This window comes from Mesorhizobium sp. NZP2077 (genome assembly GCF_013170805.1).
Taxonomy (GTDB): Bacteria; Pseudomonadota; Alphaproteobacteria; order Rhizobiales; family Rhizobiaceae; genus Mesorhizobium.
Window position 1 is genome coordinate 1226842 of the sequence record NZ_CP051293.1, and the last position, 15214, is coordinate 1242055.

Sequence of the window (15214 nt, forward strand, 5' to 3'; positions counted from 1 at the left end):
TCTTTCAATGCTTTCTGGAAAGCTGCTTCGTCGCGCCTTCGAGCCCGGCCAGCGTCAGCGGAAACATGCGGCCGCCAAAAATGTCGCGGATCATCGTGATCGAATGCGTAAAGCCCCAGTTCTTTTGGGTCTCAGGATTGAGCCATACCGCGTTCGGCCATTGCTGCAGCAGGCGGCCGAGCCAGACAGCGCCGGCCTCCGGATTCCAGTGTTCGACCGAACCGCCGGGGTGTGCGATCTCGTAGGGGCTCATCGAGGCGTCACCGACGACGATCACCTTGTAGTCCGCACCGTATTTGTGGAGAAGATCGAAGGTCGGGATCACCTCGGCATGGCGGCGCCGGTTGTCCTTCCACACGCCCTCGTAGAGGCAGTTGTGGAAGTAAAAATATTCGAGCTGGCGGAATTCGGCACGCGCCGCCGAAAACAGCTCCTCGACACTCTTGATGTGATCGTCCATCGAGCCGCCGACGTCGAAGAACATCAGGAGCTTCACGGCGTTGCGCCGTTCGGGCCGCGTCTGCACGTCGAGATAGCCGTGCTCGGCGGTGGCGTGGATGGTGCCGGGCAGGTCGAATTCTTCCTCGGCGCCTTCGCGCACCCAGCGGCGCAGCCGCTTCAACGCGATCTTGATGTTGCGGGTGCCAAGCTCGACGGCATCGTCGAAGTTTTTGAACTCGCGCTTGTCCCAGACCTTTACCGCGCGGCGGTTGCGGCTTTCGTGCTGGCCGATGCGCACGCCTTCGGGGTTGTAGCCATAGGCGCCGAAGGGCGAGGTGCCGCCGGTGCCGATCCATTTCGAGCCGCCCTGGTGGCGGCCCTTCTGCTCCTCGAACCGCTGCTTCAAGGTCTCCATCAGCTTCTCGAAACCGCCAAGCGCCTCGACCAGCTTTTTCTCTTCCTCGGTCAGGTGCTTTTCGGCGAGCCGGCGCAGCCATTCCTCGGGAATATTGGCGACGTCGACCGCATCCGGCCCGCCAAGCACCTCGATGCCCTTGAAGACATGCGCGAACACCTGGTCGAAGCGGTCGATATGGCGCTCGTCCTTCACCAGAGCGGCGCGGGCGAGGTAGTAGAAACCTTCGACGTCGTAGTCGACCAGCCCGGCCTCCAGGCCCTCCAGCAGCGACAGATATTCTCGGAGCGAAATGGGAACCCGCGCTGCCTTCAATTCGAGGAAGAAGGGGATGAACATTTTTCTATCTACAGCAGATCATACTCGATGAAACCGGTGCGACGCGCGACGTGGTCGTAGAGCTTGCGTGCGGTGGTGTTGGTTTCGTGCGTCATCCAGTAGACGTTCTTAACGCCGATCTTTTCCGACGCGTCCTTCACAGCCTTGATCAGCGCGGCTCCGATGCCCTTGCCACGCACGTCCGGGTCGGCGAACAGGTCCTGCAGGTAGCAGTTGTTTTTCTCGGACCAGCCTGAGCGGTGGTAGAGATAGTGGGTGATGCCGACCGCCTTGCCGTCGAGGGTGGCGATAAAACCCTTCGGCTCGAACTCACCCGCTGTGAACAGCCGTTTCCAGGTGACGGCGTAGACCTCTTCCGGCAGCTTGGTCTCGTAGAAGGTCAGGTAGTCGGTCCACAGGCGCTTCCAGTCGGCGTGGTCGGACTGTGCGAGCGGGCGGATAGTAATCTCAGACATTGGAATGCTCCCATTTCATGAGCCAGCTTCGGCAATGTCCACTGCCGCCACAAGGGTCCATGCACGATAACCGTCTAATCCTGTTTTAACTTGACGGCCCTCTGGGCAAAAGCTGGCTGGCGAAGACTTCGAAGCGACGAACTTCCTCCAGAGATTCAACAGAGCCTCCCCGAAACGTGTCGATTCCCACGATCGCTCGGCCTTCTTCGTCTTGCCATCGGGATAATACGAGGCAACGGACATCACCTAGTCGCCGATAGGCGCAATCAGCATCCAGCCACTCTGACGAAGCATAGACCTGCTTTTCGTGGAAGCGCCATTGGCGGCCAAATCGGTCGCTGAATTCGAATTCGACGATTCGCGGTTGCGGGTCGTCGTCGATCCAGCGCGTTATCGAAACTTCTATGTCCGCGTACTCTTCCGGCATGCCTAACCCTGCCGCCGCGCCATGAAGGCCAGCCGCTCGAACAGGTGCACGTCCTGTTCGTTCTTCAGCAACGCACCGTGCAGCTTGGGCAGTGCATTCTTCGGGTCGGCGCGCAAATCCTCGGGCGCGATGTCGTCGGCGACCAGCAGGCGGATCCAGTCGAGCGCTTCGGAGGTCGACGGCTTCTTCTTCAGTCCCGGTACGTCGCGGATTTCGTAGAACTGGGTGAGGGCCGCGCGCACCAAATTCTGCTTGATGCCGGGATAGTGGACATCGACAATCCTGTGCAGCGTGTCGACGTCGGGAAAGCGGATGTAGTGGAAGAAGCAGCGGCGCAGGAAGGCGTCCGGCAGCTCCTTCTCGTTGTTGGAGGTGATGATGACAATAGGGCGGACGGCGGCGCGGATGGTCTCGCCGGTCTCGTAGACGAAGAACTCCATCCGATCGAGTTCCTGCAGCAGGTCGTTGGGGAACTCGATGTCGGCCTTGTCGATCTCGTCGATCAAAAGCACAACTTTTCTGCCCGCTGCGAACGCCTCCCAGAGCTTGCCGCGCTTGATGTAGTTCTTGATATCGTTGAACCTGCTGTCGCCGAGTTGGCTGTCGCGCAGCCGCGACACAGCGTCGTACTCATAGAGGCCCTGCTGCGCCCGCGTCGTCGATTTGACGTGCCATTCGATGAGGTCGAGGCCGAGTGCCGATGCCACCTGGCGGGCAAGTTCGGTCTTGCCGGTGCCGGGCTCGCCCTTGACCAGCAAGGGCCGCTCCAGCGCGATCGCCGCGTTGACGGCCACCATCAGATCCTTGTCGGCGACATAGGCCGCCGTGCCTTCGAAACGCATTTTTGCTCCTTGGTTCACGCCATGAGCGTAAGGACGCCGGTCAGCCTGTGCAAGGGCGAGCCGGCTGCGACGAATGGGCTTGAAACCCGGGATGGAAATATCCGTTGCTGACGTGAGGCCGCTTGGCAGGCCGAAGGGCGGCGGCATGAACGACAAGATATCAGGCAAGACCGCACTGCAGATCGTTGTCGCGGTGCTGGCGGCCACGCCGGTCTTGGTCGGCATCGAGGGTATCCTGTCCGGACCGGAATTCCTGCACGTCATCCGTCCATGGCCGGCCGATCTCGACAGCCATTTCCGCTTCCTGTCCGGGTTTTTCCTGGCCATCGGCATTGCCTGGTACAGCTGCATTCCCGGCATCGAGACCAAGACCGAGCGGTTCCGGCTGCTTGCCGCCTGCACGTTCACCGGCGGACTGGCACGGCTTGTTTCGCTGGTTCTGGTCGGCGCGCCATCGGCGGGACACATAGCCGGCCTCTGCGTCGAACTGCTGGCGGTGCCGGCGCTGGTCTGGTGGCAAAGGCGTGTCGCGAATAAAGCCAGTGAGTGTGCCCGTCTCACTGGCGCTTAGGCAACCAGGGGCCTATATTGGGGAGGACGGTCTGTGCTTCCCGGCAGGAGAACATTTTCCCCGGGGCCTTAACGATCCTTAGGGAGCTGTCCCTGGGAAGACCCGTGGGTTTTCTCATACGGCGCCCACCTACTTTGTAGGTTCCCGGGATCGCTCTCTCCACCGGTTGTGTGGATCGTCACTTCTTGCCCCGGTATCCACGCATTTCGGTGGATCATGCGGTAGAAAACGTCGCTCCCAAAACGCCATCCACATCCGGCCTTTTCTATCGTCCGCGCATGACATCTCTCAAAGACCTGAAAAAACAGCTGCGGCTCGCAGCGCTTGGGTGCCGCGATGCGCTCGATGAATTCTGGCGGGTGGAGGCAGCGCTCGAAATGGCCGAGACGGCGCGCGATCATCTCGCCATCGAGCCCGGTCAGATCGTATCGGGTTTCTGGCCGATGCGTTCGGAGGTTGACGTGCGGCCGCTGATGTTTGCCTTGCGTGAAAAGGGCGCGAGGCTTTGCCTGCCTGCCATTCTCGACAAGACCACGATCGTCTTTCGCGAGCTGGTGCGCGGCGCGCCGATGGTCGAAATGGGTTTTGGCACAGTCGGGCCCCATGAAGAGGCGGAGGTGCTTGATCCCGAGGTGATGCTGGTGCCGCTCGCCGCCTTTGATGCGCGCGGCCATCGCATCGGCTATGGCGCCGGCTATTACGACCGCGCGATCGCGAAACTTGTCGACAAGGGGCATGCGCCCCGATTGATCGGCATCGCCTTCGACTGCCAGGAGGTTTCGCAGGTTCCGGACGAACCCCACGACGTCGTCATTCCGGAAATACTCACCGAGAGCGGGTTGCGCCGCTTCGGCATCGCTTAAAAGATCGCGATCTGCTTAACGCGTTTCCAAGACATGTCGGATAGTGTTCCCATAATACAGTCCGGGCCGACGGCAACCATGACTTTTGTCTTTGCATGCTTCCTGCTGATGCCGTTCGTCCTGCTCGCGGTAGTGCTGTTGGCGATGGCATTGCACGTCATCGGAACCTCCCTGCATCACCAGGCCGCCTGGCATCAGACCGTCGCAACCGTAACGTCGGTCAGCCCCTACAGTGAAAAGCAGGAAAACGGCCTCACCACGGATGGCATCGATGTCGCCGTCACCTATGTCGCCAACGACGCGACGATGAGCTGGTCCGGCAAGGGAAAGATCATCGGTCTCTACAAGGCATCTGTGGGCCACAAGGTGGAGATGTATTACAACCCTGCCGATCCATCGAAGCTCGATACCGCCGCGATGAAAGGCTGGCGCGGCGGATTGCTGCTGCTTGCCGTTACCGGCGGTTTCATCGCCTTCTACATCTGGTTCTTCTGGCTATGCCGACGGAACGCGCCACCGACATTGCCGATGACGCCGTCGTCCGTTGGCTTAGCGAGCCCGAGCGCAAAACCGTCCCAGCCGCCGCGCGCCACTTTCGGCCGGCGTTAGGGCCAGCCGTAGTACCGCTTGCCTAGCGTCCATGGCTCTGGATAGAAGTGGATATGAGACTTCTTTTCCTCGGCGACATGGTTGGCAAGACGGGACGCACGGCGGTTTGGGAACAACTGCCTGGGCTGATCTCGGATTTCAAACTCGATTTCGTTATCGTCAATGGCGAGAATGCTGCCGGCGGCTTCGGCATCACCGAAGAGATCTTCCGCGAGACCATCGCGGCCGGCGCCGATGTTGTCACCACCGGCAACCATGTCTGGGACCAGCGCGACGCGCTCGCCTTCGCGCCGCGCGAAGAGCGTTTTCTGCGCCCCTCCAACTTTCCCAAGGGCACGCCCGGGCGCGGCTCCGGCGTCTACATCTCCAGGGGCGGCGCGCGCGTGCTGGTCGCCAACATCATGGGCCGGGTGTTCATGCACCCCGAACTCGACGATCCGTTCCAGGCCGGCGAGCGCGAGCTCGCCGCCTGTCCGCTCGGCGAACAGGCGGATGCGGTGGTCATCGACTTCCATGCCGAGGCGACCTCGGAAAAGATGTGCTTCGCGCATTTCGTCGATGGCCGCGCCAGTCTCGTCGTCGGCACCCACACCCACCAGCCGACCGCCGACCACCAGATCCTCAATGGCGGTACCGGCTATCTGTCCGATGCCGGCATGTGCGGCGACTACGATTCCTCGCTCGGCATGGACAAGGAGGAGCCGCTCAACCGGTTCCTGTCGAAAGTGCCGAAGGGGCGTTTCGAGGCGGCGACGGGACCGGCGACATTGTGTGGGGTTGGTGTCAATATTTCCGATCGTACCGGCCTAACCGAGAAGATCGCGCCGTTTCGTCGCGGGCCGCGATTAGAAGAAACGGCTCCATCTTTCTGGTCGTGACATTGATATAGAGGTTTGCAGTACCTAACTGCCGGCGACACTGCTCTAGATCGTAGGGGACGACCTCCATGCAGCTCATTGAGTTTCTGGCGCCGCATTTTCATTTTGTATCCGACCCGACAGCCTGGGTTGCGTTGCTGACGCTGGTGGTGCTTGAGATTGTGCTCGGCATCGACAATCTGATCTTCATCTCGATCCTGACCAACAAGCTGCCGGAAGCGCAGCGGGCCCGCGCCCGCCGGCTCGGCATCTCGGCGGCGCTGGTCATGCGGCTGGTGCTGCTCGCCACCATTTCGATCATCGTCCAGCTGACGACGCCGGTCTTCACCGCCTTCGGCCACGGCTTTTCCTGGCGCGACCTGATCCTGATCGCCGGCGGCCTGTTCCTGGTCTGGAAAGCGACCAAGGAAATCCATCACACGGTCGACCCCGAGGACCACCAGGACACGATGCTGGGCGGGATGCTGCAGATCAGCCTCGCCGGCGCGATCTTCCAGATCCTGCTGCTCGACCTCGTCTTCTCGATCGATTCCATCATCACCGCCGTAGGCATGACCGACGAGATCGCCATCATGTACATCGCCGTGATCGTGGCCGTCACCGTGATGATGCTGGCGGCCGGGCCGCTGGCCAACTTCATCGCCAAGAATCCCAGCATCGTCATGCTGGCGCTGGGCTTCCTGCTGATGATCGGCATGACGCTGATCGCCGACGGCATGGGCTACCACGTGCCCAAGGGCTACATCTATGCGGTGATGGGCTTTTCAGCCCTGGTCGAAGGGCTCAACATGCTGGCGCGTCGGCGCAAGAAGGCGAAGCCAGGCATCGGGCACTAAGCGATCGGCAGCGGGATCATCATGACCAACCGCGCCCCAGCACGGCGCGTCTGGACGAATTGAGCCGATTTATCTATAAGCCGGCCATTCCGACAGAGAACGACGTGCTTCCGCGGGTAGCAGCTCGGACGCTCTGAAATTTTGAATTCGAGCATTGTTGCAAGGGCGAGGTGATCCACCTGGCTACATGATGCTCTAGCCGAGAAGACGACAGGGGTGCCATGGCTGGCCATTCACAGTTCAAGAACATCATGCACCGCAAGGGCCGCCAGGACGCGGTGCGGTCGAAAATGTTTTCCAAGCTGGCGCGAGAAATCACCGTCGCCGCCAAGAGCGGCACGCCCGACCCATCGATGAACCCGCGCCTTCGGCTGGCGATCCAGAACGCCAAGGCGGTGTCGATGCCGAAGGACAACATCCAGCGCGCCATCAACAAGGCGTCGATGGGCGATGCCGAGAATTATGAAGCGGTGCGCTATGAAGGCTATGGGCCGGGCGGCGTGGCGCTGATCGTCGAGGCCCTGACCGACAACCGCAACCGCTCGGCGTCGAATGTACGCGCCGCCTTCACCAAGGCCGGCGGGGCGCTCGGCGAAACCGGCTCCGTGTCGTTCATGTGGAATCGTGCCGGCGAGATCTACTATCCGGCCTCCGTCGGCAGCGCCGACAAGGTCATGGACGCGGCAATCGAGGCCGGCGCCGATGACGTGGAATCTGATGAGGAAGGCCACACGATCTATTGCGCCTTCGAGAGTATGGGCGAAGTGTCGAAGGCGCTGGAAGCCTCGCTTGGTGAGGCCGAATCGGTGAAGCCGATCTGGCAGCCGCAGAACAACGTCCCCGTCGACGAAGAGCGTGCACAATCGCTGATGAAGCTGGTCGCCACGCTCGAAGACGATGACGACGTGCAGAGCGTCTATGCCAATTTCGAGGTCGACGACGAGACCATGGCCAAACTTAGCGCGGCGTGAGCTGCAAGGCGGTGGCCAAAGGCGCTACAGGCGGGTAGCATGGCCTCGCTACTTGAGAAACGTCCGCCGAAGGTGTAGCGCAGTCAGTTGTCGGCGAGAGGGAAGATGACTGACGAAGGCGTTGAATTTGCCGTGACCTGGCCTCGTCCCGGCGGCCTTTGGCGACGGCTTTTCGCCTCGCTTATCGACTACCTTGTCATCTTCGTCGCCCTTTATGCGCTGGTTGCGGCCTTGTTTCTGATGACCGACGGCGGAGTGAAAGGCAACTTCTGGCTGAACTGGAAAACCTGCCAGTCCGCCAGTCTGAAAGGAACAGGCGATCTGTCACTTTCCCGCTACGATTGGCAGGTTTGTGCAACATCCTTTTTCGGTTTTCCAGTGGCCAGATGGGCAGCTGGCACGAGTACGGACCCTCAATCGAAGGCAGTCTCAACCCTTTCGATTGACCTTGATTCAAACGGAAATTTTCGAACAGCGGCACTGGATCTAGGCTTCCTCAAGGTGCTGGTCCTGGCGACCTATCTTCTTGTGATGGAGGGGGCTTTCAGCCGGTCGCTGGGCAAGGGGGTCCTGGCCCTCTTCGTCCATGACGAGTTGGATTGGCATCGGGAAGGCCTCGCCTTGCAAAAAGCCGTTCGTCGGCAGGTGGTAAAATTCCTGGGCTATCTACCTGCGACGCTGGTCGGAGCTTTCTTTGCTTTCCAGACCTGGAAAACCGTTCCGGCACCCATCCTGAACTATTCCCGACTGGAAATCGTAATCGCCTTTACCGTGTCTGCCCTAGCTTTCCTCTGGCCATGTTGGATCGCGCTGACCATCGCACTCGGCAACGAGCCAATACATGATCGGGTTGCTGGAACGACCGTGCGCGTTCTGGAGACGGACCAATGAACGCGTCAGGGAAGCATTGCGTCGTCATCACCTATTGCACGCAGTGCCAGTGGCTGCTGCGCGCCGGCTGGATGGCGCAGGAGCTGCTGTCCACCTTCGGCACCGATCTCGGTGAAGTGACGCTGGTGCCCGGCACCGGCGGCATCTTCACCATCTCTTGCAACGACGTTCTTATCTGGGACCGCAAGCGCGACGGCGGCTTTCCCGATGCCGCCAAGCTCAAGCAATTGGTGCGCGACGTGATCGACCCCGACCGCGATCTCGGTCATTCCGACCGCAAGGGTCACACGCAAAAAGACCCCGCCTGAGCGAGGCCGCCTGAGCGGGGTCTTCTTGCTTTCAGACAGCGCCTCCTAAAGCAGCGCGAAAATGAAGCAGGCCATCGCCATGATGGCGGCGACGGTGCGGACGTGGTTCCACATCACCCATTGGCTCAGATGGTTCGCCCACACGGCGGCGCCGTTGCTGCTGGCCGGGTCGACGGCGGCAAGCGCATCGTTGAGCGGCACGTTGAAGACCATGGTCACAATCGGGTTGCCGATCACGTAGACCACCGCGCCGGCAAGCAGCCAGTACGAGCCGGACTGGCTCCAGCCCATGATGGCGGCGGCGATAAGCACCAGACAGAGCAGGCCGGTGCCGAACAGCGCCGTCATGAAGGTCGGCGTGATCACCGTGATGTTGATCGAATTCATCGCCGCGATGCCAGTCGGAACTGGCAGCCGGGCAAGTGCTGCCATGACGAAGTTGGAAAAGGCGAAGAACACGCCGCCGACGACGCCCGAGCCGATTGCGGCGATGATGGTGAGGGCGGGAACAAGCTTGGTCATTTCAGTTGCTCCAGATGCCGGTTGCGGCGGTTTCGGTTGCGTAGGCGGAAAAGTCTTTCGGCGCACGGCCAAGCACGCGCTGGACGCCGTCGGTGAGCGACTCGTTGCGGCCGTCGAGCACCTGGGTGAACAGCTCATCGAGCAGCCAGACGATTTCGGGTGGCAGTTCATGCGACGTGACAGAGGCAGTGAACTCGTCATGCGAAATTCTGACAAAGCGGATGTCGCGTCCTGCCGCCTTGGCAATCTCGGCGACCGCATCAGTGAAGCTCAACAGCCGCGGCCCCGTGAGCTCATAGAGCTGGCCGACATGACCGGGCTCAGTCAGCACCGCTTCGGCGGCGTCAGCGATGTCGTCGACATCGACAAAGGGTTCGCCGACAGGTCCGACCGGCAATGCCACCTCGCCCGCCAGCAGCGGCTCGACGAGAAGGCCTTCGCTGAAATTCTGCGAGAACCAGGCGCAGCGCAGAATCGTCCAGTCGGCCCCGGAAGCCTTCAGCATCTCTTCGGCGCGCTGCGCCTCGGGCTCGCCGCGACCCGACAAAAGCACCAGCCGGCGAACGCCATGCCGCACGGCAAGACGGGCGAATGCACCGATCACTTCGGCGGCGCCTGGCACGGCGATGTCGGGATAGTAGCTGATGTAGACCGCGCTGACGCCCTCGAGTGCGGGCACCCAGCTTGCGGGAGCTTCCCAGTCGAAACGAGGCGCGGCGGAACGGGAACCGATCCGTGCCGGAATGCCGCGCGCCGTCAGCCGCTCGGCGAGGCGGCGGCCGGTCTTGCCGGTGCCGCCGAGGATCAGGATTGGTTTGGTGTCGATCATGGTGGTTTTCCTTTGTTGCAAAATATGAGTAATCCTCACATTTGCAAAACGTGATAAACCCTCGTATTTTGTGAGTCAAGCCATTTCCTCGGCGATTTGCCGAACACGTTTGTTGGAGACAGTCCATGGAAGGCACGCCGGCCAATGAGCAGATGGCTTCGCCAAGGCGGGCACCAAGCCAGCAGCGGAGCCGCGAGCGGGTGGAGCGCATGCTGGCGGCTGCCTCGGCGCTGATCACCGAGCAAGGCAGCGATGCCATGCGCATGGGCGAAGTCGCTGAACGGGCAGGGGTGTCGATCGGCTCGCTCTACCAGTTCTTTCCCGACAAGCGGGCGATCATCTGGGCCTTGGCCGAGCGCTACACCGCCGAAAGCCAGGCCTGCATCTCGGCCGAACTCAGGGATGTTAGCGATGCCGAAGGCCTGCGGCGGGCATTCTCGGAACTGGTCGATATCTATTATCGGCTGTTTCTGGCCGAGCCGGTGATGCGCGACATCTGGTCGGGCACGCAGGCCGACAAGGCGCTGCGCCAGCTCGAACTCGCCGACAGCCGGGCCAACGCTGAGTTCCTTGTGGCGGTGCTGAAGCGATTGCGTCCCGGTGCCGACCCGGTCGCCCTGGAGACAACCGCATTTCTCGTCTGGCAGATGGGCGAGGCCGTCATGCGGCTGGCCATCTCGGTCGAGCGGGAGGAGGGCGACAGGCTGGTCGCCGCCTACAAGCGCATGGCACTGCGGGAATTGACCGGAGACTGAGTGGCACCGCGCCTGTTCATTTTCCCCCCTCCAGCAAGGATGTGGCCGGCATCGCACCGCCTGGCGGCTGGTGCTCGAGCCGCCAGGCTTTCGGGCTCAGGCCGGTGATGCGCAGGAACTCGCGGTTGAAGTTCGATTTGCTGAGGAAACCGGCGTCGAACATGATGCGGGTGATCGGTTCGTCCGTCGTCGCCAGCAGGCGACGCGCCTCGTCGATCCGCTGGTTGTTGACATATTGCGACACGCTCGATCCGTGGATGCGATTGATCGCCGACGACACTTGCCGTGCCGGCAGGCCGAGCCGCCTGGCGATGCGCCCAAGGTTGAGATCGACATCCTTGTAGAGTTCCTTCGACCGCATCAGCGCGTCGACCGCCGCCGCGATCGCGGAGTCTTCGCTGGTTATGCGTGGTGCGGCTTGCAGCTGAGGCTCATCCTCTTCTTCCTCATCTTCGTCCGGAGCGGTGGCTTCGCTGGCGACCGCGGCAGCACCGCCGAGAAGCAACAGCGCCAGAACGTTGCCGCCGGCAATCACCGCGCCGGAATGAGCTCCGCCGGTCCATTGCATGTCAAAACTGATGATGATGTCGGTGATCGGCGACGCGAGGATCGCCAGCGCCGTCACCCACAGCGACCGGTAGGACCGCAAGACGCCGTCGAGGCGTGATTCGACAAGGACATCGGGGCCGGCCAGTGCAAGCCAGAGAAGCGCTAGCCCATACGACAGGAACACAAGGATGATCACCGGGCCGACCGGCTCGCGCCAGAAGACCAGCAGCAAGGCAACCAGGCAGGCCGGCAGCAGATGCGGCCACAACCGTGCCAGGCCATGCTCCGATCGTTCCTTCGTCAAGCCGCTGAAGGCAATCCAGGCAAGCGGTGCGATCAGCGTCGCCAGCACCGACTGCACCGGCATCATGGCCCTAACATCATAACCCCAGCGGATGCCGATCAGCACCGACTGCAAGGCATAGGCGGCCATCAGTAGCATGAAGGCGATGTGCTCGCGCAGATCGGCCTCGTTTGCGCGGATCATCTGCACAAGCAGGATGATGAGCAGCAGGGCGACGACGAACGGCAGGGGGATGAAGATCATGATCGCAAGCGTGGTTCCAAGGCTGGCAGCGACCGACAATGACCTGGATTGCGTTCACGGTCGTCCCGGATCGCGATCGAGGTCGCGGAAATCGACGTCCCCGGGTCATTCCGACACCGCCACGGTCCAGCAGGGACCGCCACACATGATCGGAGATATCAATGAAATCCGCAATTCTTGGCCTGCTGTCATTCGGCAGCGTCGTGCTTGCGTCACCGGCAAGCGGGGATGCCGGCAAGACACTCGATCTCGCCGGCGTGAGCGCCGTCGTCATTTCGGGCGAAGCCAGTTCCGTCAGGCTCACCACTTCGGCCTCGGCGCCTTACCAGGCGACGATCGGCAGCCGCCGCGAAGGCTGGTTTTCGCGCTGGTATTCGAGCTGGTTCACCAATGACTGCAGCCTTGCCAGCGACATGAAGCTGGAGGCCTCGACATTGCGTATCGACGTTGCCCCCTCCTCATGGCTGGATCCGTCCGACTGCCGGGTCGAGATCAATGCCAACATTCAGCCCGAAAGTTCGGTGTCGATCGACCAGGCGGCGCTGCAGGCCGACATGGCGGGGAATTTCTCCACCATCGCCATAACCAGCAAGGCGGCCGATGTTTCGCTGGACGGGCATGCCTCGACCGTCGACCTCAGAGGCGATGCGCTGAAAGCCAATCTCGCCTTCGGCAGCGTCAGGCAGGACGAAAACATCGCCATCACCGGCAAGGCGCTGGATGCTACCCTGTCCTTCGGGCAAGGGGTTGCGATCAGCTATTCGGTGACCGCGACGGCGTCCCTAGTCGACAGCGCGCTTGCCAGCACCGCCGGTGCCAAGCCCTCGGTCGTCATCAAGGGCGACTTTGTTCGTGCCACCATTCGCTGAACAAAAAACCCGCCTCGAAGGCGGGTTTTTGATCTGCGGCGATGCCGAAATGGCTTAGAGGCCGAAACCTTCGAAACGCTTCTTGAACTTCGACAGGCGGCCGCCGCGGTCGAGCAGGGTCTGCTGGCCGCCGGTCCAGGCCGGGTGCGTGGTCGGGTCGATATCGAGGTTCATCGTATCGCCTTCCTTGCCCCAGGTCGAACGGGTCATGTATTCGGTGCCGTCGGTCATGACGACCTTGATGGTGTGGTAATCGGGATGAATAGCGCTCTTCATGGCTCGGTTCCTGGCTTGCCGGCGCGGCTGACGGGCATAAGCCTGCGTCGATGCGCCTCTTTTTAAAACTCGAAGCCGCAGCTATTGAGGAGCCACGGCTTCTAAAACGGTCGGCGAGCCTATACATCAGGCGGAATTGAATCACAAGGCCGCGGCAAGCGCATATTGCGGCGCATGAAGCCGAAGCGGCTAGAGGAAACAACCGAGATGGCGCAATCAAGCAGCGCAGACGAGCGCCGACGCTCGCTCAAGCCGCTCAGACGCCTGTTCCCTTATATCACCGGATATCGCACGCTGGTCGTCGGCGCCCTCATCTCGCTGGCCATCGCGGCGGCAACGACATTAACGCTGCCGCTGGCGGTCCGGCGCATGATCGACCATGGTTTCTCATCGTCCAGCACCACCTTCATCGCCGAGTACTTTGCCGCACTGGTGGCGATGGCCGCCATGCTGGCGGCGGCATCGGCCTGCCGCTACTATTTCGTCATTACGCTCGGCGAGCGTGTCGTCGCCGATATCCGGCGCGATGTCTTTGCCCATGTGACGACGCTGTCGCCTGCCTTCTTCGACACCGCCCAGTCGGGCGAGATCGTGTCGCGGCTCGCCGCTGACACCACGCAGGTCAAGTCGGCGGTCGGCGCCACGGCCTCGGTCGCACTGCGCAATGTCATCCTCGGCCTTGGAGCGCTGGCGATGATGGTCGTCACCAGCCCGAAACTGTCCAGCCTGGTCATCGCGGCCATTCCAATCATCGTGCTGCCGCTGGTCGCCTTCGGCCGTTCGGTGCGGCGCAAGTCAAGGCAGGCGCAGGACACGCTTGCCGATGCCACAGCCTATGCCAGCGAGCAGATCGGCGCGGTGCGTACGCTGCAGGCCTTCACCAACGAGAAGCTGGTCACCAGTCATTTTTCGGGCGCGGTGGAGGCTGCCTTCGAGGCGGCGCGTGCCTCGATCTTCGCGCGCTCCTTCCTCACCTTCTTTGCCATTTTCACCATTTTCTCGTCCGTTGTCGCGGTGCTGTGGTTCGGCTCACGTGATGTGCTGGAAGGCACGATATCGCCCGGCACGCTCGGCCAGTTCCTGCTCTATTCGGTGTTCGCCGCAGGCGCGCTCGGCGCGCTGTCGGAAGTCTGGGGCGAACTTGCGCAAGCGGCGGGTGCGGCCGAACGGCTGACAGAGATCCTGGCCGAGAAGCCGGCGATCCAGGCGCCGGCCGATCCGAAGCCACTGCCGGCGGTCGCCAAGGGCGCGATCGTCTTCGACGATGTCTCCTTCTCCTATCCGGCAAGGCCCGACCGCGCCGCCGTCCACGGCCTGAGTTTTCAGGTCATGCCCGGCGAGACGGTGGCCATCGTCGGCCCCTCGGGAGCCGGCAAGAGCACGGTCTTTTCGCTGATCCTGCGCTTCTACGATCCCGAAACCGGCAAGATCCTGATCGATGGCGTCGACGTGCGGGAAGCCGATCCCGTCTCGGTGCGCGAGCGCATCGCCATCGTCCCGCAAGACGTCACCATCTTCGCGGCAAGCGCGCGCGACAATATCGGTTTTGGCCGGCCCGGAGCCAGCGAAGCCGAGATCGAGGCGGCGGCCAAGGACGCGTTGGCCGATGAATTCATCCTCAGGCTCGAAAACGGCTATGACAGCCAGGTTGGCGAGCGCGGCGTGACGCTGTCCGGCGGCCAGCGCCAGCGGGTGGCGATCGCCCGCGCCATTCTGCGCGACGCGCCGATCCTGCTGCTCGACGAGGCGACCTCGGCACTCGATGCCGAAAGCGAGACGCTGGTGCAGGTCGCACTCGAACGGCTGATGCAGGGCCGCACCACCATCGTCATCGCCCACCGGCTGGCGACGGTGCTGAAGGCCGACAGGATCCTGGTCATGGATGGCGGCCGTATCGTCGAGGAAGGCACGCATCAGAGCCTGGTCGCCAAGGGCGGCATCTATGCACGGCTGGCCAAGCTGCAGTTCGAGACCGGCGCCAACGCCTTCAGGGGCGCGGCGGAGTAACCATCCAGAGATGG

The 15214-nt window shown here is 62.1% G+C and carries 19 protein-coding genes and 1 other RNA gene; 12 read left to right on the forward strand and 8 right to left on the reverse strand.

Annotated elements, in window-relative coordinates; genetic code table 11:
- Nucleotides 1–4 precede the first annotated feature (4 nt).
- The 4 genes from HGP13_RS05940 to HGP13_RS05955 all read right to left on the reverse strand — a co-directional run bounded on the left by HGP13_RS05940 (nucleotide 5) and on the right by HGP13_RS05955 (nucleotide 2919).
- Nucleotides 5–1195 carry a VWA domain-containing protein gene (locus tag HGP13_RS05940; protein WP_172222718.1) on the reverse strand — a complete coding sequence of 397 codons (1191 nt, stop codon included), beginning with the start codon at nucleotides 1193–1195 and terminating at the stop codon, nucleotides 5–7.
- Nucleotides 1196–1203: 8 nt separating this feature from the next.
- Entirely contained in the window at nucleotides 1204–1650 is a 447-nt protein-coding gene (locus HGP13_RS05945; RefSeq protein ID WP_172222721.1) for a GNAT family N-acetyltransferase, read from the reverse strand.
- Nucleotides 1651–1735: 85 nt separating this feature from the next.
- Complete coding sequence (locus tag HGP13_RS05950; RefSeq protein WP_172222724.1) at nucleotides 1736–2077, reverse strand: hypothetical protein; 342 nt, start codon at nucleotides 2075–2077, stop codon at nucleotides 1736–1738.
- A gap of 2 nt (nucleotides 2078–2079) precedes the next feature.
- Nucleotides 2080–2919, reverse strand: coding sequence for a MoxR family ATPase (locus tag HGP13_RS05955; RefSeq protein ID WP_172222727.1), 840 nt, complete (start codon nucleotides 2917–2919; stop codon nucleotides 2080–2082).
- A 91-nt stretch (nucleotides 2920–3010) separates the two neighbouring features.
- Between HGP13_RS05955 and HGP13_RS05960 the strand changes: the two genes are divergently transcribed.
- From HGP13_RS05960 to HGP13_RS06000, 9 genes are all read left to right on the forward strand, one after another.
- Complete coding sequence (locus HGP13_RS05960; protein WP_246707297.1) at nucleotides 3011–3490, forward strand: DUF4345 domain-containing protein; 480 nt, start codon at nucleotides 3011–3013, stop codon at nucleotides 3488–3490.
- 25 nt (nucleotides 3491–3515) lie between these two features.
- Nucleotides 3516–3671: non-coding RNA, 6S RNA (ssrS, locus tag HGP13_RS05965), on the forward strand.
- Between the two features lie 97 nt (nucleotides 3672–3768).
- Entirely contained in the window at nucleotides 3769–4353 is a 585-nt protein-coding gene (locus HGP13_RS05970; protein ID WP_172222730.1) for a 5-formyltetrahydrofolate cyclo-ligase, read from the forward strand.
- A gap of 108 nt (nucleotides 4354–4461) precedes the next feature.
- Nucleotides 4462–4962: a DUF3592 domain-containing protein gene (locus HGP13_RS05975; RefSeq protein WP_172287157.1), complete on the forward strand. Its 501-nt coding sequence runs from the start codon at nucleotides 4462–4464 to the stop codon at nucleotides 4960–4962.
- 53 nt (nucleotides 4963–5015) lie between these two features.
- On the forward strand, nucleotides 5016–5840 hold the full coding sequence (locus tag HGP13_RS05980; protein ID WP_172222735.1) for a YmdB family metallophosphoesterase: 825 nt from the start codon (nucleotides 5016–5018) through the stop codon (nucleotides 5838–5840).
- A 68-nt stretch (nucleotides 5841–5908) separates the two neighbouring features.
- Nucleotides 5909–6676, forward strand: coding sequence for a TerC family protein (locus HGP13_RS05985; RefSeq protein ID WP_172222738.1), 768 nt, complete (start codon nucleotides 5909–5911; stop codon nucleotides 6674–6676).
- Between the two features lie 221 nt (nucleotides 6677–6897).
- The gene (locus tag HGP13_RS05990; protein ID WP_112559692.1) at nucleotides 6898–7647 is read left to right on the forward strand and encodes a YebC/PmpR family DNA-binding transcriptional regulator; all 750 of its coding nucleotides are present in this window, start codon (nucleotides 6898–6900) and stop codon (nucleotides 7645–7647) included.
- Between the two features lie 105 nt (nucleotides 7648–7752).
- Nucleotides 7753–8538 (forward strand): RDD family protein, encoded by a 786-nt coding sequence (locus HGP13_RS05995; protein ID WP_172222741.1) that lies wholly within the window; start codon nucleotides 7753–7755, stop codon nucleotides 8536–8538.
- Nucleotides 8535–8846 (forward strand): SelT/SelW/SelH family protein, encoded by a 312-nt coding sequence (locus HGP13_RS06000; protein WP_172222744.1) that lies wholly within the window; start codon nucleotides 8535–8537, stop codon nucleotides 8844–8846. The genes HGP13_RS05995 and HGP13_RS06000 overlap by 4 nt, the downstream gene beginning before the upstream one ends.
- Before the next feature lie 45 nt (nucleotides 8847–8891).
- Here the strand turns inward: HGP13_RS06000 and HGP13_RS06005 are convergent, their stop codons facing one another.
- Nucleotides 8892–9368, reverse strand: coding sequence for a DUF1772 domain-containing protein (locus HGP13_RS06005; protein WP_172222746.1), 477 nt, complete (start codon nucleotides 9366–9368; stop codon nucleotides 8892–8894).
- A gap of 1 nt (nucleotide 9369) precedes the next feature.
- Nucleotides 9370–10197, reverse strand: coding sequence for an NAD(P)H-binding protein (locus tag HGP13_RS06010; protein ID WP_172222748.1), 828 nt, complete (start codon nucleotides 10195–10197; stop codon nucleotides 9370–9372).
- A 125-nt stretch (nucleotides 10198–10322) separates the two neighbouring features.
- On the opposite strand from HGP13_RS06010, the gene HGP13_RS06015 reads away from it, so the two are divergent.
- Complete coding sequence (locus HGP13_RS06015; protein WP_172222750.1) at nucleotides 10323–10952, forward strand: TetR/AcrR family transcriptional regulator; 630 nt, start codon at nucleotides 10323–10325, stop codon at nucleotides 10950–10952.
- Between the two features lie 16 nt (nucleotides 10953–10968).
- On the opposite strand, the gene HGP13_RS06020 is transcribed toward HGP13_RS06015, so the two are convergent.
- Nucleotides 10969–12048, reverse strand: a complete 1080-nt coding sequence (locus HGP13_RS06020) for an AraC family transcriptional regulator (RefSeq protein ID WP_172222752.1) — start codon at nucleotides 12046–12048, stop codon at nucleotides 10969–10971.
- Nucleotides 12049–12209: 161 nt separating this feature from the next.
- Between HGP13_RS06020 and HGP13_RS06025 the strand changes: the two genes are divergently transcribed.
- Complete coding sequence (locus HGP13_RS06025) at nucleotides 12210–12917, forward strand: hypothetical protein (RefSeq protein ID WP_172222754.1); 708 nt, start codon at nucleotides 12210–12212, stop codon at nucleotides 12915–12917.
- Between the two features lie 54 nt (nucleotides 12918–12971).
- Here HGP13_RS06025 and rpmE read toward each other — a convergent pair whose 3' ends face one another.
- Nucleotides 12972–13193, reverse strand: coding sequence for a 50S ribosomal protein L31 (gene rpmE / locus HGP13_RS06030; protein ID WP_096451251.1), 222 nt, complete (start codon nucleotides 13191–13193; stop codon nucleotides 12972–12974).
- A 207-nt stretch (nucleotides 13194–13400) separates the two neighbouring features.
- On the opposite strand from rpmE, the gene HGP13_RS06035 reads away from it, so the two are divergent.
- Nucleotides 13401–15200, forward strand: coding sequence for an ABC transporter transmembrane domain-containing protein (locus HGP13_RS06035; protein ID WP_172222756.1), 1800 nt, complete (start codon nucleotides 13401–13403; stop codon nucleotides 15198–15200).
- Nucleotides 15201–15214: the final 14 nt, after the last annotated feature.

Excerpts from the sequence above, each read along its gene's own strand:
- HGP13_RS05940 (WP_172222718.1), bottom strand. The coding sequence starts at position 1,195 with ATGTTCATCCCCTTCTTCCTCGAATTGAAGGCAGCGCGGGTTCCCATT.
- HGP13_RS05945 (WP_172222721.1), bottom strand. The coding sequence starts at position 1,650 with ATGTCTGAGATTACTATCCGCCCGCTCGCACAGTCCGACCACGCCGAC.
- HGP13_RS05950 (WP_172222724.1), bottom strand. The coding sequence starts at position 2,077 with ATGCCGGAAGAGTACGCGGACATAGAAGTTTCGATAACGCGCTGGATC.
- HGP13_RS05955 (WP_172222727.1), bottom strand. The coding sequence starts at position 2,919 with ATGCGTTTCGAAGGCACGGCGGCCTATGTCGCCGACAAGGATCTGATG.
- HGP13_RS05960 (WP_246707297.1), top strand. The coding sequence starts at position 3,011 with ATGGAAATATCCGTTGCTGACGTGAGGCCGCTTGGCAGGCCGAAGGGC.
- HGP13_RS05970 (WP_172222730.1), top strand. The coding sequence starts at position 3,769 with ATGACATCTCTCAAAGACCTGAAAAAACAGCTGCGGCTCGCAGCGCTT.
- HGP13_RS05975 (WP_172287157.1), top strand. The coding sequence starts at position 4,462 with ATGCCGTTCGTCCTGCTCGCGGTAGTGCTGTTGGCGATGGCATTGCAC.
- HGP13_RS05980 (WP_172222735.1), top strand. The coding sequence starts at position 5,016 with ATGAGACTTCTTTTCCTCGGCGACATGGTTGGCAAGACGGGACGCACG.
- HGP13_RS05985 (WP_172222738.1), top strand. The coding sequence starts at position 5,909 with ATGCAGCTCATTGAGTTTCTGGCGCCGCATTTTCATTTTGTATCCGAC.
- HGP13_RS05990 (WP_112559692.1), top strand. The coding sequence starts at position 6,898 with ATGGCTGGCCATTCACAGTTCAAGAACATCATGCACCGCAAGGGCCGC.
- HGP13_RS05995 (WP_172222741.1), top strand. The coding sequence starts at position 7,753 with ATGACTGACGAAGGCGTTGAATTTGCCGTGACCTGGCCTCGTCCCGGC.
- HGP13_RS06000 (WP_172222744.1), top strand. The coding sequence starts at position 8,535 with ATGAACGCGTCAGGGAAGCATTGCGTCGTCATCACCTATTGCACGCAG.
- HGP13_RS06005 (WP_172222746.1), bottom strand. The coding sequence starts at position 9,368 with ATGACCAAGCTTGTTCCCGCCCTCACCATCATCGCCGCAATCGGCTCG.
- HGP13_RS06010 (WP_172222748.1), bottom strand. The coding sequence starts at position 10,197 with ATGATCGACACCAAACCAATCCTGATCCTCGGCGGCACCGGCAAGACC.
- HGP13_RS06015 (WP_172222750.1), top strand. The coding sequence starts at position 10,323 with ATGGAAGGCACGCCGGCCAATGAGCAGATGGCTTCGCCAAGGCGGGCA.
- HGP13_RS06020 (WP_172222752.1), bottom strand. The coding sequence starts at position 12,048 with ATGATCTTCATCCCCCTGCCGTTCGTCGTCGCCCTGCTGCTCATCATC.
- HGP13_RS06025 (WP_172222754.1), top strand. The coding sequence starts at position 12,210 with ATGAAATCCGCAATTCTTGGCCTGCTGTCATTCGGCAGCGTCGTGCTT.
- rpmE (WP_096451251.1), bottom strand. The coding sequence starts at position 13,193 with ATGAAGAGCGCTATTCATCCCGATTACCACACCATCAAGGTCGTCATG.
- HGP13_RS06035 (WP_172222756.1), top strand. The coding sequence starts at position 13,401 with ATGGCGCAATCAAGCAGCGCAGACGAGCGCCGACGCTCGCTCAAGCCG.